The organism is Mesorhizobium sp. B4-1-1, from assembly GCF_006439375.1.
Lineage (GTDB): Bacteria > Pseudomonadota > Alphaproteobacteria > Rhizobiales > Rhizobiaceae > Mesorhizobium.
Genome location: NZ_VFTH01000002.1, coordinates 323,937 through 339,944, shown reverse-complemented (window position 1 = coordinate 339,944; position 16,008 = coordinate 323,937). Strand labels below are relative to the sequence as shown.

The following is a 16,008-nucleotide window of genomic DNA, read 5'->3' as shown; positions in this document are numbered from 1 at the left end:
TCGTCGCGAGCAACTGGAGCGTTCATCGTTTACGAAAACGACGGGCTCTCTATCGCTTTGTCTCGACGCAATTCCGGACGGAAACCGGTTCCCCTTCCTGGAATTGCTCTGACCACCCGCAATCTAGATCATTTGACGCCGGTGGGAACCGCAAGTGCCGCCTTTGTCGCCGCCCATGCAGCTTTCCCAACAGAAAAGCCGGGACGAACCCGGCTTTTCCAAGGAAGTCTCTGCGACAAATTGTTTATTGAGCGGGCGCCGCGGGCTTGGCCGGAGCGGCTCCTTCGGCCGGCTTGGCCGGCGCGGCGCCTTCCGCGGGCTTCGCGGGTGCGGCGCCTTCCGCCGGCTTGGTGCCTTCGGCGGGCTTGGCCTCGGCCGAAGCGCCCGGCTGCGGCAGCGGCTTCGGATTGTCCGACAGCGTGCGCAGATAGGCGATCACATTGGCCCGGTCTTCATCCTTCGGCAGACCGGCGAAGCCCATCGCCGTGCCCTTCACGAACTTCTTCGGCGAGGTGATGAAGTGGTTGAGATTGTCGTAGGTCCAGTGCTCCTGGCCGCCTTTCGAAAAATCCTTCATGCCGGCCGAATAGGCGAAGCCTTCATGCTCGGCGACGGGGCGGTCGACGATATCCCAGAGATCCGGGCCGACCTTGTTCGGACCGCCCTTTTCGCCGGAATGGCAGGCCTGGCATTTCTTGAAGATCGCGGCGCCAGCCTCGGCATTGGCGGTGGCGAGCAGGTCGGCGATCGGCTTGGCTTCCGCCGCGGGAGCAGCCGGACCGCCTTCGGCCGGTTCCTGCGCTTCGATGGCGAAGCCGGGCTTTTCGGGCGCCGGCGAGGCGAACAATCCGTCCGAGACGAGGCCTATCGAAAAGACGAGGAAGCAGGTTCCCAGAAATCCGCCGAGCAGCTTGTTGACTTCGTTGGAATCCATACGCCCCTTGCTCCCTTTTCCGGCGGACCGTCCCGTCCACTCCGTCCGTCGGTATCGCGAACTGCCTCGAAAGGCCAGTCAAATCGGGCGGAAACTAGGTCTTTTGCTCAGGCGTTGCAACACCTATAAGGGCGCTTCCAGTGAGACCTTTTGCCACTTTTCCATCCGCTTTTTTCGACCGCCCTGAAATCCGATGTCAACCTTGATCCTGATCCCCGCCCGCATGGCCTCGACGCGTCTGCCGGGCAAGCCGCTGGCCGACATTGCGGGCGCGCCGATGATCGTCCATGTCGCCCGCCGGTCCGCCGAGGCCGGGCTTGGCCGCGTGGTGGTGGCGACCGATACCGAAGCCGTCGCGCAAGCCGTGCGGGCGCATGGCTTCGAGGCTGTCATGACCCGCGCGGATCACGAATCGGGCTCCGACCGCATCTTCGAGGCGCTGACGGCCCTCGACCCCGAAAGGCAGGTGGAAACGATCGTCAACGTCCAGGGCGACCTGCCGACCATCGATCCCGAGATCATTGGCGCGTCGCTGCGGCCGTTTGAGGACAAATCGGTCGATATCGCTACGCTGGGCGTCGAGATCGTGCGCGACGAGGAGAAGACCAACCAGAACGTGGTCAAGATCGTCGGCTCGCCGCTGTCGGCGACACGGTTGAGAGCGCTCTATTTCACCCGCGCCACCGCGCCCTGGGGCCAGGGACCGCTCTACCACCACATCGGCCTCTACGCCTATCGCCGTGCGGCGCTGGAACGCTTCGTGGCGCTCAAGCCGTCGCCGCTGGAGCGGCGCGAACGGCTGGAGCAACTGCGCGCGCTGGAAGCCGGCATGCGCATCGACGCCGAGATCGTCAAATCGCTGCCGCTTGGCGTCGACACCCCCGACGACCTCGAGCGGGCGCGAAAAATCCTCTCAAACTGAGACATCCGTGATGGCTGAAAAGACCAACAGAATCTCCTTCCAGGGCGAGCCAGGCGCCAATTCCGATACGGCCTGCCGCAACATGTTCCCGTCGATGGAACCGTTGCCTTGCCCGACCTTCGAGGACGCCTTCAACGCGGTCGAGACCGGCAAGGCCGAGCTCGCCATGATCCCTATCGAGAACACGATCGCCGGGCGCGTCGCCGACATCCACCACCTGTTGCCGGAATCGAGGCTGCACATCGTCGGCGAGTATTTCCTGCCGATCCACTTCCAGCTCATGGTGCTGCCGGGGGTGAAGCGCGAAGAGATCAAGACCGTGCACAGCCACATCCATGCGCTCGGCCAGTGCCGCAAATATATCCGCAAGAACGGCTGGAAGCCGGTGATCGCCGGCGACACGGCGGGTTCGGCCAAGATGGTCTCCGAGGTGCGGGACCGCACCATGGCCTCGCTGGCGCCGGCTTTGGCCGCCGAGCTCTATGGGCTCGATATCATCGAGAAGAATGTCGAGGACACCGATTCGAACGTCACTCGCTTCGTCGTGCTGACCAAGAACAAGCAATGGATCGAACGCCCCGCGCCGGACGCCAAGATGATGACCACCTTCATCTTCCGCGTCCGCAACGTGCCGGCCGCGCTCTACAAGGCGATGGGCGGCTTCGCCACCAACGGCATCAACATGACCAAGCTCGAGAGCTACCAGCTCGGCGCCTTCACCGCGACGTTGTTTTACGCCGACATCGAAGGCCACCCGGACGATCCGCTGGTCAAGCTGGCGCTCGACGAGCTACGCTTCTTCTCGCGCGAAATGCGCATCCTCGGCGTCTATCCGGCCAGCGCCTCGCGTGATGAGTGGAAGGTGGCGGACTGAACGGCTAGTCGGAGCTCACGACCTTCGAGATTGGGGGAGCCTTCGCGACTTCGTCATCCACGGGCGGAGCGACGCGAAGCGGAGCGCAGACCCGAGGATCCATTCCGTAACCTTGATCGTAGAGCGCAGCGGAGCAGAATTCTGGACCGTCGCAACGCGTCGAAGTCACGGCATGGATCCTCGGGTCTGCGCGCGTCGCTTTCGCTCCTTGCTTCGCCCGTGGATGACGAAGCACGAAGGCCTTCGCCAATCTCCGACGTTTGCACTCAACCCGATATCACCCCCAGCCGAGCGGCACGTAGTCGATCTCCATGAACGTCTCGACCTCGGGCACCCAGCGGTCGCGCACGAAGGCGACATGGTCCGGGTGTTCGTTGTAGCGCGTGTAGGCCGCCTGGTCGGCGAACTCCATCGAGAAGCCGAACTGGTAGTCGTTCTTCGGGCTCACCTGCCGCAACTGCTCGAAATGCGCGACGCCCTTGATCCCGGTCAGGATTTTCTTCGCGTCGTGCAGAAAGCGCTTCGTCTCCAGCGACTGCAGCGGGTGCTTCAGCGTGAACACGACGGTGTGACGGATCATTCTTCTGCTCCTATTCGCTGTCGACCCAGGCGCGGATGAGATGATGGGCGATCGCCCCTTTCGGCGGTGTAATCAAGCCGTCGGCGTGCGTCCTGTCCAGCATCGTGCGCACCTCGTCGCGGAAAAACCAGCGGCAGTCCTCCAGCTCGTTGAGGTCGGCCTGGATATCCTCGTTGAGCGGCTCGCCGAAGCAGCCGATCATAAGCGAATAGGGGAACGGCCAGGGCTGGCTGGCGTGATAGACCACGCGGCCGAGCCGGATGCCCGCCTCTTCAAGCGTCTCGCGCCGCACCGCCGCCTCGATCGTCTCGCCCGGCTCGATGAAGCCGGCAAGCGCGGAATACATGCCCGGCGCGAAATGCTTGCCGCGCCCGAGCAGGCATTTTTCGTGCGTCACCGTCAGCATGATCGCGACCGGGTCGGTGCGCGGGAAATGGTCGGTGCCGCAGGCCGGGCAATGCCGCCTGTAGCCGCCGGCCCGCATCTCCGAGCGGTTGCCGCATTTCGAGCAGAAGGCATGGCTGGCGTGCCAGGCGAGCAGCGCCGCGCCTTGCGCCAGCGCGCCGGCCGCCGCCTCGTCGACCAACCCCTGCATATAGACGGAGCGGTAGTCGATCGCCTTGATCGTCTCGGGCAGCTTTTCCGGCTCGACGCCGGCGGGCGCCGCCAGCACAGGACCTTCCTCGGAAAAGCCGAGCAGTACGCCTTGGCCGAGCGAAACCTCGAAGGCCTGGCTTTCATCCGCCTTGAACCACGGGTCGAACGTGCCGTCGTCGAGTTTGAGATACAACCGCCCGGCATGCATCAGCATCAGCCGCGCGGTCCGGTCGGCCAGCGCTTTTTCGACCGCGTCGTCGGCGCGGTTCTCGGACTGCCGGTCGATCCGGTTGCCGGCGAAACCGACGAATTGACTGGGCTCGCGCAAGGGCGCGTCGAACAGGCGAAAGCTCATGGGGACTCGGGTGGGCTAAGGACTCGGGGATGCGGAATGGACACTGGTCAGCTTATAGCGCCGCCTTGATCGTTTCGGCAAACCGCCTGATATCGGAGCGCTGGTAGGGCTCGCGCATGCCGTGCCCCCAGACCGGTCCCGGCCAGCCGGGATCGCCCTCGGAGCGGGCGACGACATGGACATGCAGCTGGCGCACGATGTTGCCCAAAGCGCCGGTGTTGATCTTGGTGCAGCCGGTCACCCGCTTCAGCGCTTGCGCCACCATATTGGTCTCGAAGGTGAGCATCGCCTGGTCGAGCGGCGTCATTTCGTGGATTTCCTCGACACCCGGCCGCTGCGGCACCAGCACCAGCCATGGCCAGCGGCGGTCGTTCATCAGCCTGAGCTCACAAAGGCCAAGCCACATAAGCTGCTCGCTATCCGCCTCCAGCCGGGCGTCCAGCGTGAATCCGGCCTTGAGGCCAGGCAGCATGGGTGTTTCCTTCACTTTTGTTATTTGTAAGCATTTCCCAAACCAGGGACGCTAGAGCGGCGGCAAGGTGGCTGCAAGCGATTCATTGACCGCCGCCATCGATTTGGAGGACTCTCCGCCTTCGATGTGGCTACGGATTCTGGCTCGGCTCTTGCATTTCGCCGCCGAATTGCCGATATGGAGCGCGGGAGGTTGGTGGTGGACGATCCACTCGCCAACCGGGTCAGGTCCGGAAGGAAGCAGCCCTAACGAGCCCGGAACGGGTCATTGTTCCAGCCTCCCACCTCTTCGCCTTTCTCCCGCGACATTGACGGCCCCGAGCCGTGCGGGTGAGACTATGCGCAGGAATCGGCCGCCTTCCGTCGCGGTCCTGGGAGCTTTTGACGGCGAATGAGCGAAGCCGCAAATTTGGGGCCAGAAAGCCTGGAAACAGGTAAGGCCGCCGCTTATCGCGTCCTGGCGCGCAAATATCGCCCTTCGAATTTCTCCGAGCTGATCGGCCAGGAGCCGATGGTCCGCACGCTGACCAATGCGTTCGCCACCGGCCGTATCGCCCAGGCCTGGATGCTGACCGGTGTGCGCGGTGTCGGCAAGACGACGACCGCGCGCATCCTGGCGCGGGCACTGAACTACAAAACGGCGACCGTCGATCAGCCCTCCGTCGACCTTTCGATCCCCGGCGAGCATTGCCAGGCGATCATGGAAGGACGCCATGTCGACGTCATCGAGATGGATGCCGCCTCTCACACCGGCATCGATGACATCAGGGACATCATCGACCGCGTCCGCTACGCGCCGGTCTCGGCACGCTACAAGGTCTACATCATCGACGAAGTGCACATGCTCTCCACGCAGGCCTTCAACGGCCTCCTGAAGACGCTGGAAGAGCCGCCGCCGCACGTCAAATTCATCTTTGCCACCACCGAGATCCGCAAGGTGCCGATAACGGTGCTGTCGCGCTGCCAGCGCTTCGACCTGAGGCGCATCGATGCCAGCGCGCTGGTCGGGCATCTGTCCTCGATCGCGGCTAAGGAAGGCATTGCCGTCGACGACGAGGCGCTGGCGATGATCGCGCGGGCCGCCGAAGGCTCGGCGCGCGATTCGCTCTCCATCCTCGACCAGGCGATCGCCCATGGCAGCGGCACGGTGAGCGCCGAGGCGGTGCGCGCCATGCTCGGCCTTGCCGACCGCGCCCGCATCATCGACCTGTTCGAGTATGTCATGAAGGGCGACGTGGCGGCCGCGCTCGCCGAGTTCCGCGCGCAATACGACACCGGCGCCGATCCGGCCGCCGTGCTTACCGATCTTGCCGAGTTCAACCACCTCGTCACCCGCCTGCGCTTCGTGCCGGCAGCCGCCGACGATGCGTCGCTTTCCGAAGACGAGCGCCGGCGCGGCGCCGAATTCGCCGGCACGCTCTCGGTGCGCGTGCTGTCGCGGACCTGGCAGATGCTGCTCAAGGGCATTCCCGAGGTGCAGTCCTCCAACCGCCCGGTCAGCGCCGGCGAAATGGTGTTGATCAGGCTGGCGCACGCCGCCGACCTGCCGACGCTGGACGAGGCGCTGAAATCGCTGGAGGGCGCGGGCCCGCTGCCGAATGGTGCACCGCGCGCCAACGCAGCGCCGGCCGGCAATGCCGGCGGCGCGAGCCCCGTCGCGCAGACCCGGATGCCTGCTTCCACCGGTGGCGGTGCCCAGACGATGCGCCTGGTCGAAACGCAGCCCGCGCCCGCCGCCTTCGTTCCGGCGCCGGAGCCGGTCGCCGAGGCGCCCGTCGTTCCGGTAAAATCGCTGGCCGACATCGTCGCGCTTGCCGACGCCAATCGCGACATGGCCTTCAAGGTGCTGCTGAAACGCTGCGTGCGGCCGGTTCGCATCGAGCCCGGCCGTCTCGACGTCACCTTGACCGACGACGCACCGAAGATGCTGCTCAACGACCTCACTGCCAAGCTGCGCGCCTGGACCGGCCGCAACTGGCTGGTGTCGCTGTCGAAGGAAGAGGGTGGCCAGACATTGGCCGAAATGGAGACGACGAAGCGCGAGAACGCCTTCTCCGACGCCAGGAGCGACCCGACTGTCGCGGCCATACTCGCCCGTTTCCCTGGCGCCAAGATCATCGACGTGCGCATCCCGGACGTGCCGGACGTGGAAGAGGCCGAGGCCGACCTGCCGGTCGAACCGGCGGCCGATGACGACGAGACCTGAAACATTTTTAGAGGACCACCCGATGAAAGATCTTCTCGGCCTTATGGGCAAGGCAAAGGAAATGCAGGCCAAGTTCCAGGCCATGCAAGACGAGATCGCCACGCTTGAAGCCACCGGCCAGGCCGGCGGCGGTCTGGTCAGCATCACGCTTTCCGGCAAGTTCGAAATGAAGACGCTGAAGATCGATCCGTCTTTGATCAAGGCGGACGAAGCCGAAATCCTTGAGGACCTCATCCTGGCCGCCCACAATGACGCCAAAAATAAGGTCGAGCAGATCATGCAAGAGAAGACCAAGGCGCTCACGGCAGGCTTGCCGATTCCGCCCGGAATGAAATTGCCGTTCTGAGATCGTGTCCGCCAGTTAATTGATTATGAACGGAAATTGAGTCCGGGCTGCAATATTAACCATTTTGCCGGCAATGCTCACGGGCACATTTCGCGACATTCATAAAGTTTTACCCAAGTCCAGAAGTTGCTAACCTTCTAGCCATCTTTTTGCCCGAAAGAGTCTCATTCTTGCCACATCTCGGGGCGGGCTGGCATCTGGACATGAGGCTTTTTTGGTGATCGCGACGCGATGGAAGACGCCGCTGCTGCTTATCGGCATCGTCACTTCCCCCTTGCTCCTGGCCGGCTGCAGCCAGACCACTTCCTCCCATGGCATGTCGGTGTCGGGTCTGACCGATGCCCTTACGCCGAGCTTCCTGACGCGTTCCTCCAGCCATTCGCTGAAGGACAAGGAATGCTTGCAAAGGGCAATGTTCTTCGAGTCCAACCGGTCGAGCCGCGACGGCATGATCGCGGTCGGCACGGTCGTCATGAACCGGCTTCGCTCGGGCCAGCACGGCAACACCATCTGTCAGGTTGTCGGCGAGCCGGGCCAGTTTGCTCCGGGCGTCATGACTCGGCCGATGAACTCGAAGGCCCTGCCGGATGTCGAGGAGGCGGCCGATGCGGTGCTGAGAGGCGAACGCAAGGCCAAGCTCAAGAACACGATGTATTTCCACACCGCCGGCCTGCGCTTCCCCTACAAGAACATGCATTACACCATGGTTGCCGGCGGCAACGCCTTCTATGAGAAGCGCGGCCGCAACTGGCAACCGCTGCCGGACGAGCCGATGGTCGCCATGAACGTGGGCGACCAGCAGAGGTCTGACCGGCAGAAACCCGCGGCCGACGCTCCGATGCTCGTGGCTTCCGCCGAGCCGATCGTCAAGACGATCGTCCGTCCGGACCCGGCAAAGCAGGCCGCATTGGCCGCGGCCGCGCGGACCGAAGACGCTTCCGCCGAACAGACCTATGTGACGGCTTCTGTTGCGCCTTCTGCCAAGTCCGGCCGTCTGGCGCAGAAGCAGTTGGTCGTGGCGATGCAGGAGCCGATGGCCGAACCGGACGCCTCGCGTTTCGGCGGCGCCCTCAAGGGCCGCTACATCACTTCGGTGCCCAATGCGCCGCAGGAAGCGGCGATGGGCTTCCAGTCGACGCCTGAGAACACCGACGCCATCGGCGCGATGATCGTCAGCCAGGACCGGCCGCTCGAAGCCAACTGAACCCGATTGCATCCAACGCAAGGCCCGCCATGGCAGCATGGCGGGCCTTGTGCCGTTGCTGGCTGTCGTGAAAAATCCTAGATCAAGGCGATGTCGAAGAGAATCGCCGGTCCGGAAATCGAACGCCTGATCCAGCTCCTGGCCAAGGTGCCGGGGCTTGGGCCGCGCTCGGCCAGGCGCGCCGCGCTTCATCTCATCAAGAAGAAGGAACAGCTGCTCGAGCCTCTGGCCGCCGCCATGGGCGAGGCAGTCGACAAGGTGCGCATCTGCTCGACCTGCGGCAATGTCGATACATCCGACCCCTGCATGATCTGCACCGACCCGCGTCGCGACGCCGGCACGCTGATCGTCGTCGAGGACGTCTCGGACCTCTGGGCGCTGGAGCGCGCCGCGGCCATGAACGTGCGCTACCACGTGCTTGGCGGCACGTTGTCGCCGCTCGACGGCATCGGTCCGGACCAGCTCAACATCCGCTCGCTGGTCGACCGTGTCGCCGGCGGCGAGGTGAAGGAGGTCATCCTTGCCGTCAACGCCACCGTCGAGGGGCAGACGACCGCGCATTATGTGACGGATCAGCTGTCGGGCTTCGATGTGAAGGTGACGCGGCTCGCGCATGGTGTGCCGGTCGGCGGCGAGCTCGATTACCTCGACGAAGGCACGCTGGCGGCCGCGCTGCGATCGAGGACGGCGTTTTGAAGTTGGCGGTGAGGGGACCTTGGAAATGACAGCATTCTGTCGCGCGACAGAACGCGGCTTTTGCATGCTTGCTCTCGCATTCCTGCTGGTCGCGTTGATCGGGCTTTTCGCCTCCCCCACCCACGCCGCCGCCATCGACGACCAGTTCCAGGCCTGGCTGCAGAACGACCTCTGGCCCGAAGCCAAGTCCAAAGGAATCTCGAAAAAGACCTTCGACGCCGCCTTCCTCGGCGTGAAGCCGAACCTCAAGCTTCCCGACCTCGTCCTTCCCGGCGAGACGCCGACCACGCCTGAGAAACAGCACCAGGCCGAGTTCGGCCCGCCCGCCAACTATTTCGCCGAGAAGATCATTCGGGCCGTCACGTCGGGCGGAAGGACGCGCGAGAGCGCCAACGCCCGGACGCTTGGGCTGATCGAGAAGCGCTACGGCGTTCCGGGCGAGATCATGCTGGCGATCTGGGGCCGCGAGACCGGCTTCGGCGCGGCCAAGATGCCTTACGACGCGTTCGAGGTGCTTGGCACCAAGGCGTTCATGTCGACCAAGAAAGACTTCTTCCGCACCGAGGTGCTGGCGGCGCTCGAAATCGTCGAGCGCGGGCTGGCACCGGTCAATGCGATGAAGTCGTCTTGGGCCGGCGCGCTCGGCCAGCCGCAATTCATGCCGACCTCATTCTTGAAGCACGCCGTCGACTTCGACGGCGACGGACGGCCCGACATCTGGAACTCGACGCCCGACGTGCTCGCCTCGATCGCCAACTACCTCGTCCATTATGGCTGGGTGAGGGGGCGCGGCTGGGGGACCGAGGTGACGGTTCCGGCAAATGTCTCTTGCTCGCTCGAAGGACCCGACCAGGGCAAGAAGATCTCCGACTGGGTGGCGACGGGCATCAGGCGCGTTGACGGCAAGGCGTTTCCGGCGAGCGAATTGAAGGCGGAGGGTTTCCTGCTGATGCCGGCCGGGCGCAGCGGCCCGGCCTTCATCGTCACGCCGAACTTCTATGTGATCAAGCAATACAACAACAGCGATCTCTATGGCCTGTTCATCGGCCATGCCGCCGACCGCATCGCCAGAGGCGACGCCACCTTTGCCGGCACCTGGGGCGCGGTCGGCGATCTCCATCGCTCCGATATCGCCGCCCTGCAGCGGGCGCTGGAGGCCAAGGGCTACGACGTCGGCAGCGCCGACGGCCTGCCCGGCTTCAAGACCCGCCGCTCGATCGGCATCTGGCAGGCAAAGAACGGCAGGCCCGCCACCTGCTTTCCCGATGCTGCACTGGTCGCGCAGCTGAAATAGCGGCTGTCTCCCGAAAGCACGACCCCTGGCAGATTTTTGCGGATCGGCGGCTTCAATCGGCCGGCGCATGGGTCGATTCATGGCGGCCCGTCTGGTCCGAAATGGTGTCTGGCAAATGCGTGTTGCCGCTTTGATGCGCCGTCGAATAGGGAGTTGACCAACTGGACAAAAAACACGACGGTAAGCGGCCAAAGCCGCTGCTGGCCTTGCAAAGAACAATACAGCCCTGAGCCGGGAACTCAGGTCAACAAGACAGGGAACGATCACCATGATGCTGGAAAAGTTTGCTCTCCGCTCTCGCGCCCTGCTTGCGGGCGCCGCGCTGTCCGCGCTGCTCGTCGCGCCCGCCTTCGCGGTCACGCCCGCCGATACGCTGGTCGAGGGCTTTGCCATCGACGACATCATCTCGATGGACCCGGGCGAAGCGTTCGAGTTGTCGACGGCCGAAGTCACCGGCAACACCTATGATCTCCTGGTCCGCCTCGACCTCAGCGACACATCCAAGGTCAAGGGCGACCTTGCCGAGAGCTGGACCGTTTCCGACGACGGCCTGACCTACACATTCAAGCTCAAGCCCGGCATGAAGTTCGCGTCCGGCAATCCGATCACCGCGGCCGATGTCGCCTATTCCTTCGAACGCGCCATCAAGCTCGACAAGAGCCCGGCTTTCATCATCAACCAGTTCGGCATCACCGGCGACAACGTCACCGAGAAGGCCAAGGCCGTCGACGACACCACCTTCCAGTTCGTCGTCGACAAACCCTACGCACCGAGCTTCGTGCTGAACTGCCTGTCGGCCACGGTCGCCTCGGTCGTCGACGCCAAGCTGGTCAAGGAACATGTCGCCGCCGTCACGCCGAGCGCCGACTACAAATGGGACAACGACTTCGGCAATGCCTGGCTGAAGACCGGCTATGCGGGCTCGGGCAAGTACAAGCTGCGTGAGTGGCGCGCCAACGAGGCCGTCGTCATGGAGCGCAACGACAATTACAACGGCGAGAAGGCCAAGCTTGCCCGCGTTATCTATCGCAACATGAAGGAAAGCTCGGCGCAGCGCCTGGCGCTCGAGGCCGGCGATATCGACGTCGCCCGCAATCTCGAGCCGAACGATCTCGACGCCATCGCCAAGAACGCCGATCTCACCACCACCAGTGCGCCGAAAGGTACGGTCTATTACATCAGCCTCAACCAGAAGAACCCGACGCTTGCCAAGCCGGAGGTGCGGCAGGCGTTCAAATATCTGGTCGACTACGATGCGCTGGGCTCGACCATCCTCAAGGGCACCGGCGAAATCCACCAGTCCTTCCTGCCCAAGGGCGACCTCGGCGCAATGGATGACAATCCTTTCAAATTCGATGTCGCCAAGGCCAAGGAATTGCTCGCCAAGGCGGGCGTGCCGGATGGCTTCAAGGTGACCATGGACGTGCGCACCGGACAGCCGACCACGGGCATGGCGGAATCGATCCAGCAGACGCTCGGCCAAGGCGGCATCCAACTGGAGATCATTCCCGGCGATGGTAAGCAGACGCTGACCAAATACCGCGCCCGCAACCACGACATCTATATCGGCCAGTGGGGCCAGGACTATTTCGATCCGAACTCCAACGCCCAGACATTCGCCTCGAACCCGGACAATTCCGACGACGCCAAGATCAAGACGCTGGCCTGGCGCAATGCCTGGGACATCCCGGACCTGACCAAGGAAACCGAGGCGGCGCTGCTGGAGAAGGATTCGGGCAAGCGCGCCGATATGTACAAGGACCTGCAGCAGAAGATCCTCGACACCAGCCCCTTCGTCATCATCCATCAGCAGCTGGAAGTGGCCGGGCTGCGCAAGAACCTCAAGGGCTTTGCGCTCGGCCCGAGCTTCGACACCAATTTTGTCGGCGCGGTTTCCAAGGAATAGCGTCGGCGGATCCGCCGCGTGAGCGTAACTGACAATCAGGTGGCGGCGGGGCGCGGCAGCGCCCGCGCCGTCGCCGTCCTATCGTCGCTCGGCCGCTTCCTGGTCGTCGCGGTGACGACCTATCTCGGTCTTCTCGCGGTGACCTTCTTCATCGGCCGCGTCATCCCGATCGATCCGGTCCTGGCCGTCCTCGGCGACCGTGCACCCACGGTCGTCGTCGAGCGCACGCGCCGCGAAATGGGCCTCGACCTGCCCTGGATCGAACAGTTCTACATCTATGTCAAAAATGCGCTGAGCGGCGACTTCGGCACTTCGGTGCTGACCACCAATCCGGTGATGTCCGATATCCGCCGCGTCTTCCCGGCGACCATCGAACTGGCGACGCTGGGCACGATCATCGGCGCCGTCATCGGCGTGCCGCTCGGCGTGCTGGCCGCCGTCAAACGCGGCAGCCTGATCGACCAGGTCGCGCGCGTCGTCGGCCTCATAGGCTATTCGGTACCGATCTTCTGGCTTGGCCTGCTCGGGCTGGTGCTGTTCTACGCCAAGCTGCAATGGATCGCCTTTCCGGCGCGGCTCGACGTCGTCTACGAATACACATTCACGCCGATCACCGGCTTCTACCTGCTCGATGCCGCGATCCAGGGGCAGTGGGACGTCTTCTACGACGCCTGGCGCCACATCGTCCTGCCGGCCGCGCTGCTTGGCTATCTGTCGCTCGCCTACATCAGTCGCATGACCCGCTCCTTCATGCTGAACGAGCTGGCGCAGGAATACATCGTCGCGGCGCGCGCCAAGGGCCTGTCGGAAGGTCGCATCATCTGGGGCCATGCGCTGCGCAACGCTGCCGTGCCGATGGTGACGGTGATCGCGCTTTCCTACGCCAACCTGCTCGAAGGCTCGGTATTGACCGAGACCGTCTTCTCCTGGCCGGGCATCGGCCTCTACATCACCAATTCGCTGCAGAACGCCGACATGAACGCCGTGCTCGGCGGCACCATCGCCATCGGCTCGGTCTTCATCGCCATCAACCTTCTGTCCGATCTGCTCTACCGGCTGCTCGATCCAAGGACGAGGGTTGGATGAGCGCTGGAACCATCCAATCCAGGCGCGCGTGGCTCCTCAGCGACCGGCCGGCCTCGCGCCTGCAGGCAAGACTCGGCCGCGCCTATATCGCCTGGCGGCGCTTCTCCGCCAATCGGCTGGCGCTGGTCGGCATGCTGATCATCATCGCGTTGCTGGTGGTCGCCGCCTTTGCCGATGTGCTGGCGCCCTATTCGCCGACCGTCGGCGATCTCAAGAACGCCCGCCTGCTGCCGCCCGGCGCCGCGCATTGGTTCGGCACCGACGACCTCGGTCGCGACATCTTTTCGCGCATCGTTTACGGCGCGCGCTGGACGCTTTATGTGGTGATCCTCGTCGCCGTCATCGCCGCGCCCATCGGCCTGCTGGTCGGCACGATCGCCGGTTATGCCGGCGGCTGGACCGACACGATCCTGATGCGCATCACCGATATCTTCCTCGCCTTTCCGAAGCTGGTGCTGGCGCTCGCCTTCGTCGCGGCGCTCGGTCCCGGCATCGAGAACGCGGTAATCGCGATCGCCATCACCTCATGGCCGCCTTACGCGCGTATTGCCCGTGCGGAAACGCTGACGGTGCGCAACTCCGACTACATCAAGGCGGTGCAGCTGATGGGCGCTTCGCCCTTCCGCATCGTGCTGCGCCACATCATGCCGCTCTGCATCTCCTCGCTGATCATCCGCGTCACGCTCGACATGGCCGGCATCATCCTGACTGCCGCCGGCCTTGGCTTCCTCGGTCTCGGCGCGCAGCCGCCGCTGCCCGAATGGGGCGCGATGATCGCGTCGGGCCGCCGCTTCATCCTCGATCAGTGGTGGGTTGCTGCCGCACCTGGTGCCGCGATCCTCATCGTCAGCCTCGGCTTCAACCTGCTCGGCGACGGCCTACGCGACGCGCTCGATCCCCGGAGCGGCGACCAATGAGCGGCGACACCCTCCTCGACGTCGACGACCTGCGCGTCACCTTCCCGACCCGCACCGGCCTCGTGCAGGCCGTGCGCGGCGTCTCCTTCTCGCTCGGTCGCGAGCGGCTGGGCATCGTCGGCGAGAGCGGCTCCGGCAAATCGCAGACCGGCCGCGCCATCATGGGCCTCACCCCGCCGCAGGCCGAGGTTTCGGCGAAGAAGCTCGCCTTCGACGGTATCGATCTGCTTTCTATATCGCCCCGCCAGCGCCGCGCGTTGCGGGGAAACCGCATCGCCATGATCCTGCAGGATCCCAAATATTCGCTCGATCCGGTGATGACCATCGGGCGCCAGATCGTCGAGACGCTGCGCACGCACGAAAAGGTCTCCAGGGCCGAGGCGCGCGAGCGCGCGCTCGCCATGCTGCAGTCGGTGCAGATCCGCGATCCAGTCCGCGTTTTCGACCTTTACCCGCACGAGGTCTCGGGCGGCATGGGCCAGCGCGCCATGATCGCCATGATGCTGGTCACCGGACCCGAGCTGATGATCGCCGATGAGCCGACCTCGGCGCTCGACGTCACCGTGCAGCTCGACGTGCTCAGGATCCTCGACAAGCTCGTCGCCGAGCGCGGCATGGGCCTGATCTTCATCTCGCACGACCTGCGCCTGGTCTCGTCCTTTTGCGACCGCGTCGTCGTCATGTATGCCGGCAAGGTGGTCGAGCAGATCAAGGCTTCCGAACTGCGCGATGCCCGGCACCCCTACACGCGCGGCCTGCTCAACTGCATGCCGAGAATCGGCTTCGAGCGGCATCCGCTGCCGGTGCTCGACCGCAAGCCGGAGTGGGCGGCATGACGGCCTCCATCGCTGTCGAAGGACTGGAAGTGGTCTTCGACCGTTTTCGCGCGCTGAAGGGCGTGAGCCTCGAAGTGAGGGAAGGCGAATCCTATGGGCTGGTCGGGGAGAGTGGTTCGGGCAAGTCGACGCTGCTGAGGGCCATCACCGGCCTCGCGCCGGTCGCCTCGGGCGCCATTACCGTGAACGGCAAGAGGCTCGGCAAGACCCGTGACAAGACCTTCTATCGCGACGTGCAGATGGTCTTCCAGGACCCCTACGGCTCGCTGCATCCGCGCCAGACGGTCGACCGCCTGCTGCAGGAACCTTTGGCCATCCATGGCATTGCCGACGGCGAGAAGCGCATCGAGCGCGCGCTGGACGAGGTCGGCCTCGGCACCGGCTTCCGTTTCCGCTACGCGCACCAACTGTCCGGCGGCCAGCGCCAGCGCGTGGCGATAGCCCGGGCGCTGATTCTGGAACCCTCGATCCTTTTGCTCGACGAGCCGACCTCGGCGCTCGACGCGTCCGTGCAGGCGGAGGTGCTGAATCTTCTGGAAGAGGTGCGCCGCCGTCGCAAGCTCACCTTCCTGATGGTCAGCCACGACCTCGCCATCATCACCCATATGTGCGAGCGGCTGATGGTGATGCAGAATGGCGAGGCGGTGGAGACGCTGACCGCGAGCCAGCTGATCGGCCATCGCGTCAGCGCGGATTATACGCGCAATCTGCTCAGGGCCAGCGAAGGGTTTGTGAGAACGGCTTGAATGAGTACTCCCTTGCGCACGAGCAACGATATTGGGAA

The 16,008-nt window shown here is 64.2% G+C and carries 16 protein-coding genes and 1 other RNA gene; 13 read left to right on the top strand and 4 right to left on the bottom strand.

Annotation, left to right across the window (positions count from 1 at the left end; translation table 11 throughout):
* Positions 1 to 244: 244 nt before the first annotated feature.
* Entirely contained in the window at positions 245 to 934 is a 690-nt protein-coding gene (locus FJW10_RS04345) for a cytochrome c family protein (RefSeq protein ID WP_140898656.1), read from the bottom strand.
* Positions 935 to 1,127: 193 nt separating this feature from the next.
* Here FJW10_RS04345 and FJW10_RS04340 point away from each other — a divergent pair, with 193 nt between their 5' ends.
* Complete coding sequence (locus FJW10_RS04340; RefSeq protein WP_140898655.1) at positions 1,128 to 1,856, top strand: 3-deoxy-manno-octulosonate cytidylyltransferase; 729 nt, start codon at positions 1,128 to 1,130, stop codon at positions 1,854 to 1,856.
* A gap of 10 nt (positions 1,857 to 1,866) precedes the next feature.
* Entirely contained in the window at positions 1,867 to 2,730 is an 864-nt protein-coding gene (locus FJW10_RS04335; protein ID WP_140833760.1) for a prephenate dehydratase, read from the top strand.
* Positions 2,731 to 3,007: 277 nt separating this feature from the next.
* On the opposite strand, the gene FJW10_RS04330 is transcribed toward FJW10_RS04335, so the two are convergent.
* From FJW10_RS04330 to FJW10_RS04320, 3 genes are read right to left on the bottom strand one after another with little or no spacing between them, the layout of a single operon-like run.
* Positions 3,008 to 3,310 carry a Dabb family protein gene (locus FJW10_RS04330; RefSeq protein ID WP_140645377.1) on the bottom strand — a complete coding sequence of 101 codons (303 nt, stop codon included), beginning with the start codon at positions 3,308 to 3,310 and terminating at the stop codon, positions 3,008 to 3,010.
* Positions 3,311 to 3,320: 10 nt separating this feature from the next.
* The gene (gene nudC / locus FJW10_RS04325; protein ID WP_140898652.1) at positions 3,321 to 4,262 is read right to left on the bottom strand and encodes an NAD(+) diphosphatase; all 942 of its coding nucleotides are present in this window, start codon (positions 4,260 to 4,262) and stop codon (positions 3,321 to 3,323) included.
* Between the two features lie 52 nt (positions 4,263 to 4,314).
* On the bottom strand, positions 4,315 to 4,734 hold the full coding sequence (locus tag FJW10_RS04320) for an HIT family protein (RefSeq protein ID WP_040985997.1): 420 nt from the start codon (positions 4,732 to 4,734) through the stop codon (positions 4,315 to 4,317).
* 187 nt (positions 4,735 to 4,921) lie between these two features.
* Between FJW10_RS04320 and ffs the strand changes: the two genes are divergently transcribed.
* The 11 genes from ffs to FJW10_RS04265 all read left to right on the top strand — a co-directional run bounded on the left by ffs (position 4,922) and on the right by FJW10_RS04265 (position 15,970).
* Positions 4,922 to 5,018, top strand: an RNA gene (gene ffs / locus FJW10_RS04315) — signal recognition particle sRNA small type.
* Between the two features lie 106 nt (positions 5,019 to 5,124).
* Positions 5,125 to 6,939 (top strand): DNA polymerase III subunit gamma/tau, encoded by a 1,815-nt coding sequence (locus FJW10_RS04310; RefSeq protein WP_140898649.1) that lies wholly within the window; start codon positions 5,125 to 5,127, stop codon positions 6,937 to 6,939.
* Positions 6,940 to 6,961: 22 nt separating this feature from the next.
* A complete protein-coding gene (locus tag FJW10_RS04305) occupies positions 6,962 to 7,285 on the top strand; it encodes a YbaB/EbfC family nucleoid-associated protein (protein ID WP_140702714.1) in 324 nt (107 codons plus the stop codon).
* Between the two features lie 217 nt (positions 7,286 to 7,502).
* Positions 7,503 to 8,489 (top strand): cell wall hydrolase, encoded by a 987-nt coding sequence (locus FJW10_RS04300; protein WP_140833767.1) that lies wholly within the window; start codon positions 7,503 to 7,505, stop codon positions 8,487 to 8,489.
* Positions 8,490 to 8,579: 90 nt separating this feature from the next.
* Complete coding sequence (recR, locus tag FJW10_RS04295) at positions 8,580 to 9,185, top strand: recombination mediator RecR (RefSeq protein ID WP_140833769.1); 606 nt, start codon at positions 8,580 to 8,582, stop codon at positions 9,183 to 9,185.
* A 64-nt stretch (positions 9,186 to 9,249) separates the two neighbouring features.
* Entirely contained in the window at positions 9,250 to 10,479 is a 1,230-nt protein-coding gene (locus FJW10_RS04290; RefSeq protein WP_246674102.1) for a lytic murein transglycosylase, read from the top strand.
* A gap of 271 nt (positions 10,480 to 10,750) precedes the next feature.
* Positions 10,751 to 12,385 (top strand): ABC transporter substrate-binding protein, encoded by a 1,635-nt coding sequence (locus FJW10_RS04285; RefSeq protein ID WP_181177410.1) that lies wholly within the window; start codon positions 10,751 to 10,753, stop codon positions 12,383 to 12,385.
* Positions 12,386 to 12,403: 18 nt separating this feature from the next.
* Entirely contained in the window at positions 12,404 to 13,471 is a 1,068-nt protein-coding gene (locus FJW10_RS04280) for an ABC transporter permease (RefSeq protein ID WP_140898643.1), read from the top strand.
* Positions 13,468 to 14,388 carry a nickel transporter permease gene (gene nikC, locus FJW10_RS04275; protein WP_140898641.1) on the top strand — a complete coding sequence of 307 codons (921 nt, stop codon included), beginning with the start codon at positions 13,468 to 13,470 and terminating at the stop codon, positions 14,386 to 14,388. The genes FJW10_RS04280 and nikC overlap by 4 nt, the downstream gene beginning before the upstream one ends.
* On the top strand, positions 14,385 to 15,224 hold the full coding sequence (locus FJW10_RS04270; protein ID WP_140898638.1) for an ABC transporter ATP-binding protein: 840 nt from the start codon (positions 14,385 to 14,387) through the stop codon (positions 15,222 to 15,224). The genes nikC and FJW10_RS04270 overlap by 4 nt, the downstream gene beginning before the upstream one ends.
* Positions 15,221 to 15,970: an ABC transporter ATP-binding protein gene (locus tag FJW10_RS04265; protein WP_140833779.1), complete on the top strand. Its 750-nt coding sequence runs from the start codon at positions 15,221 to 15,223 to the stop codon at positions 15,968 to 15,970. The genes FJW10_RS04270 and FJW10_RS04265 overlap by 4 nt, the downstream gene beginning before the upstream one ends.
* Positions 15,971 to 16,008 lie beyond the last annotated feature (38 nt).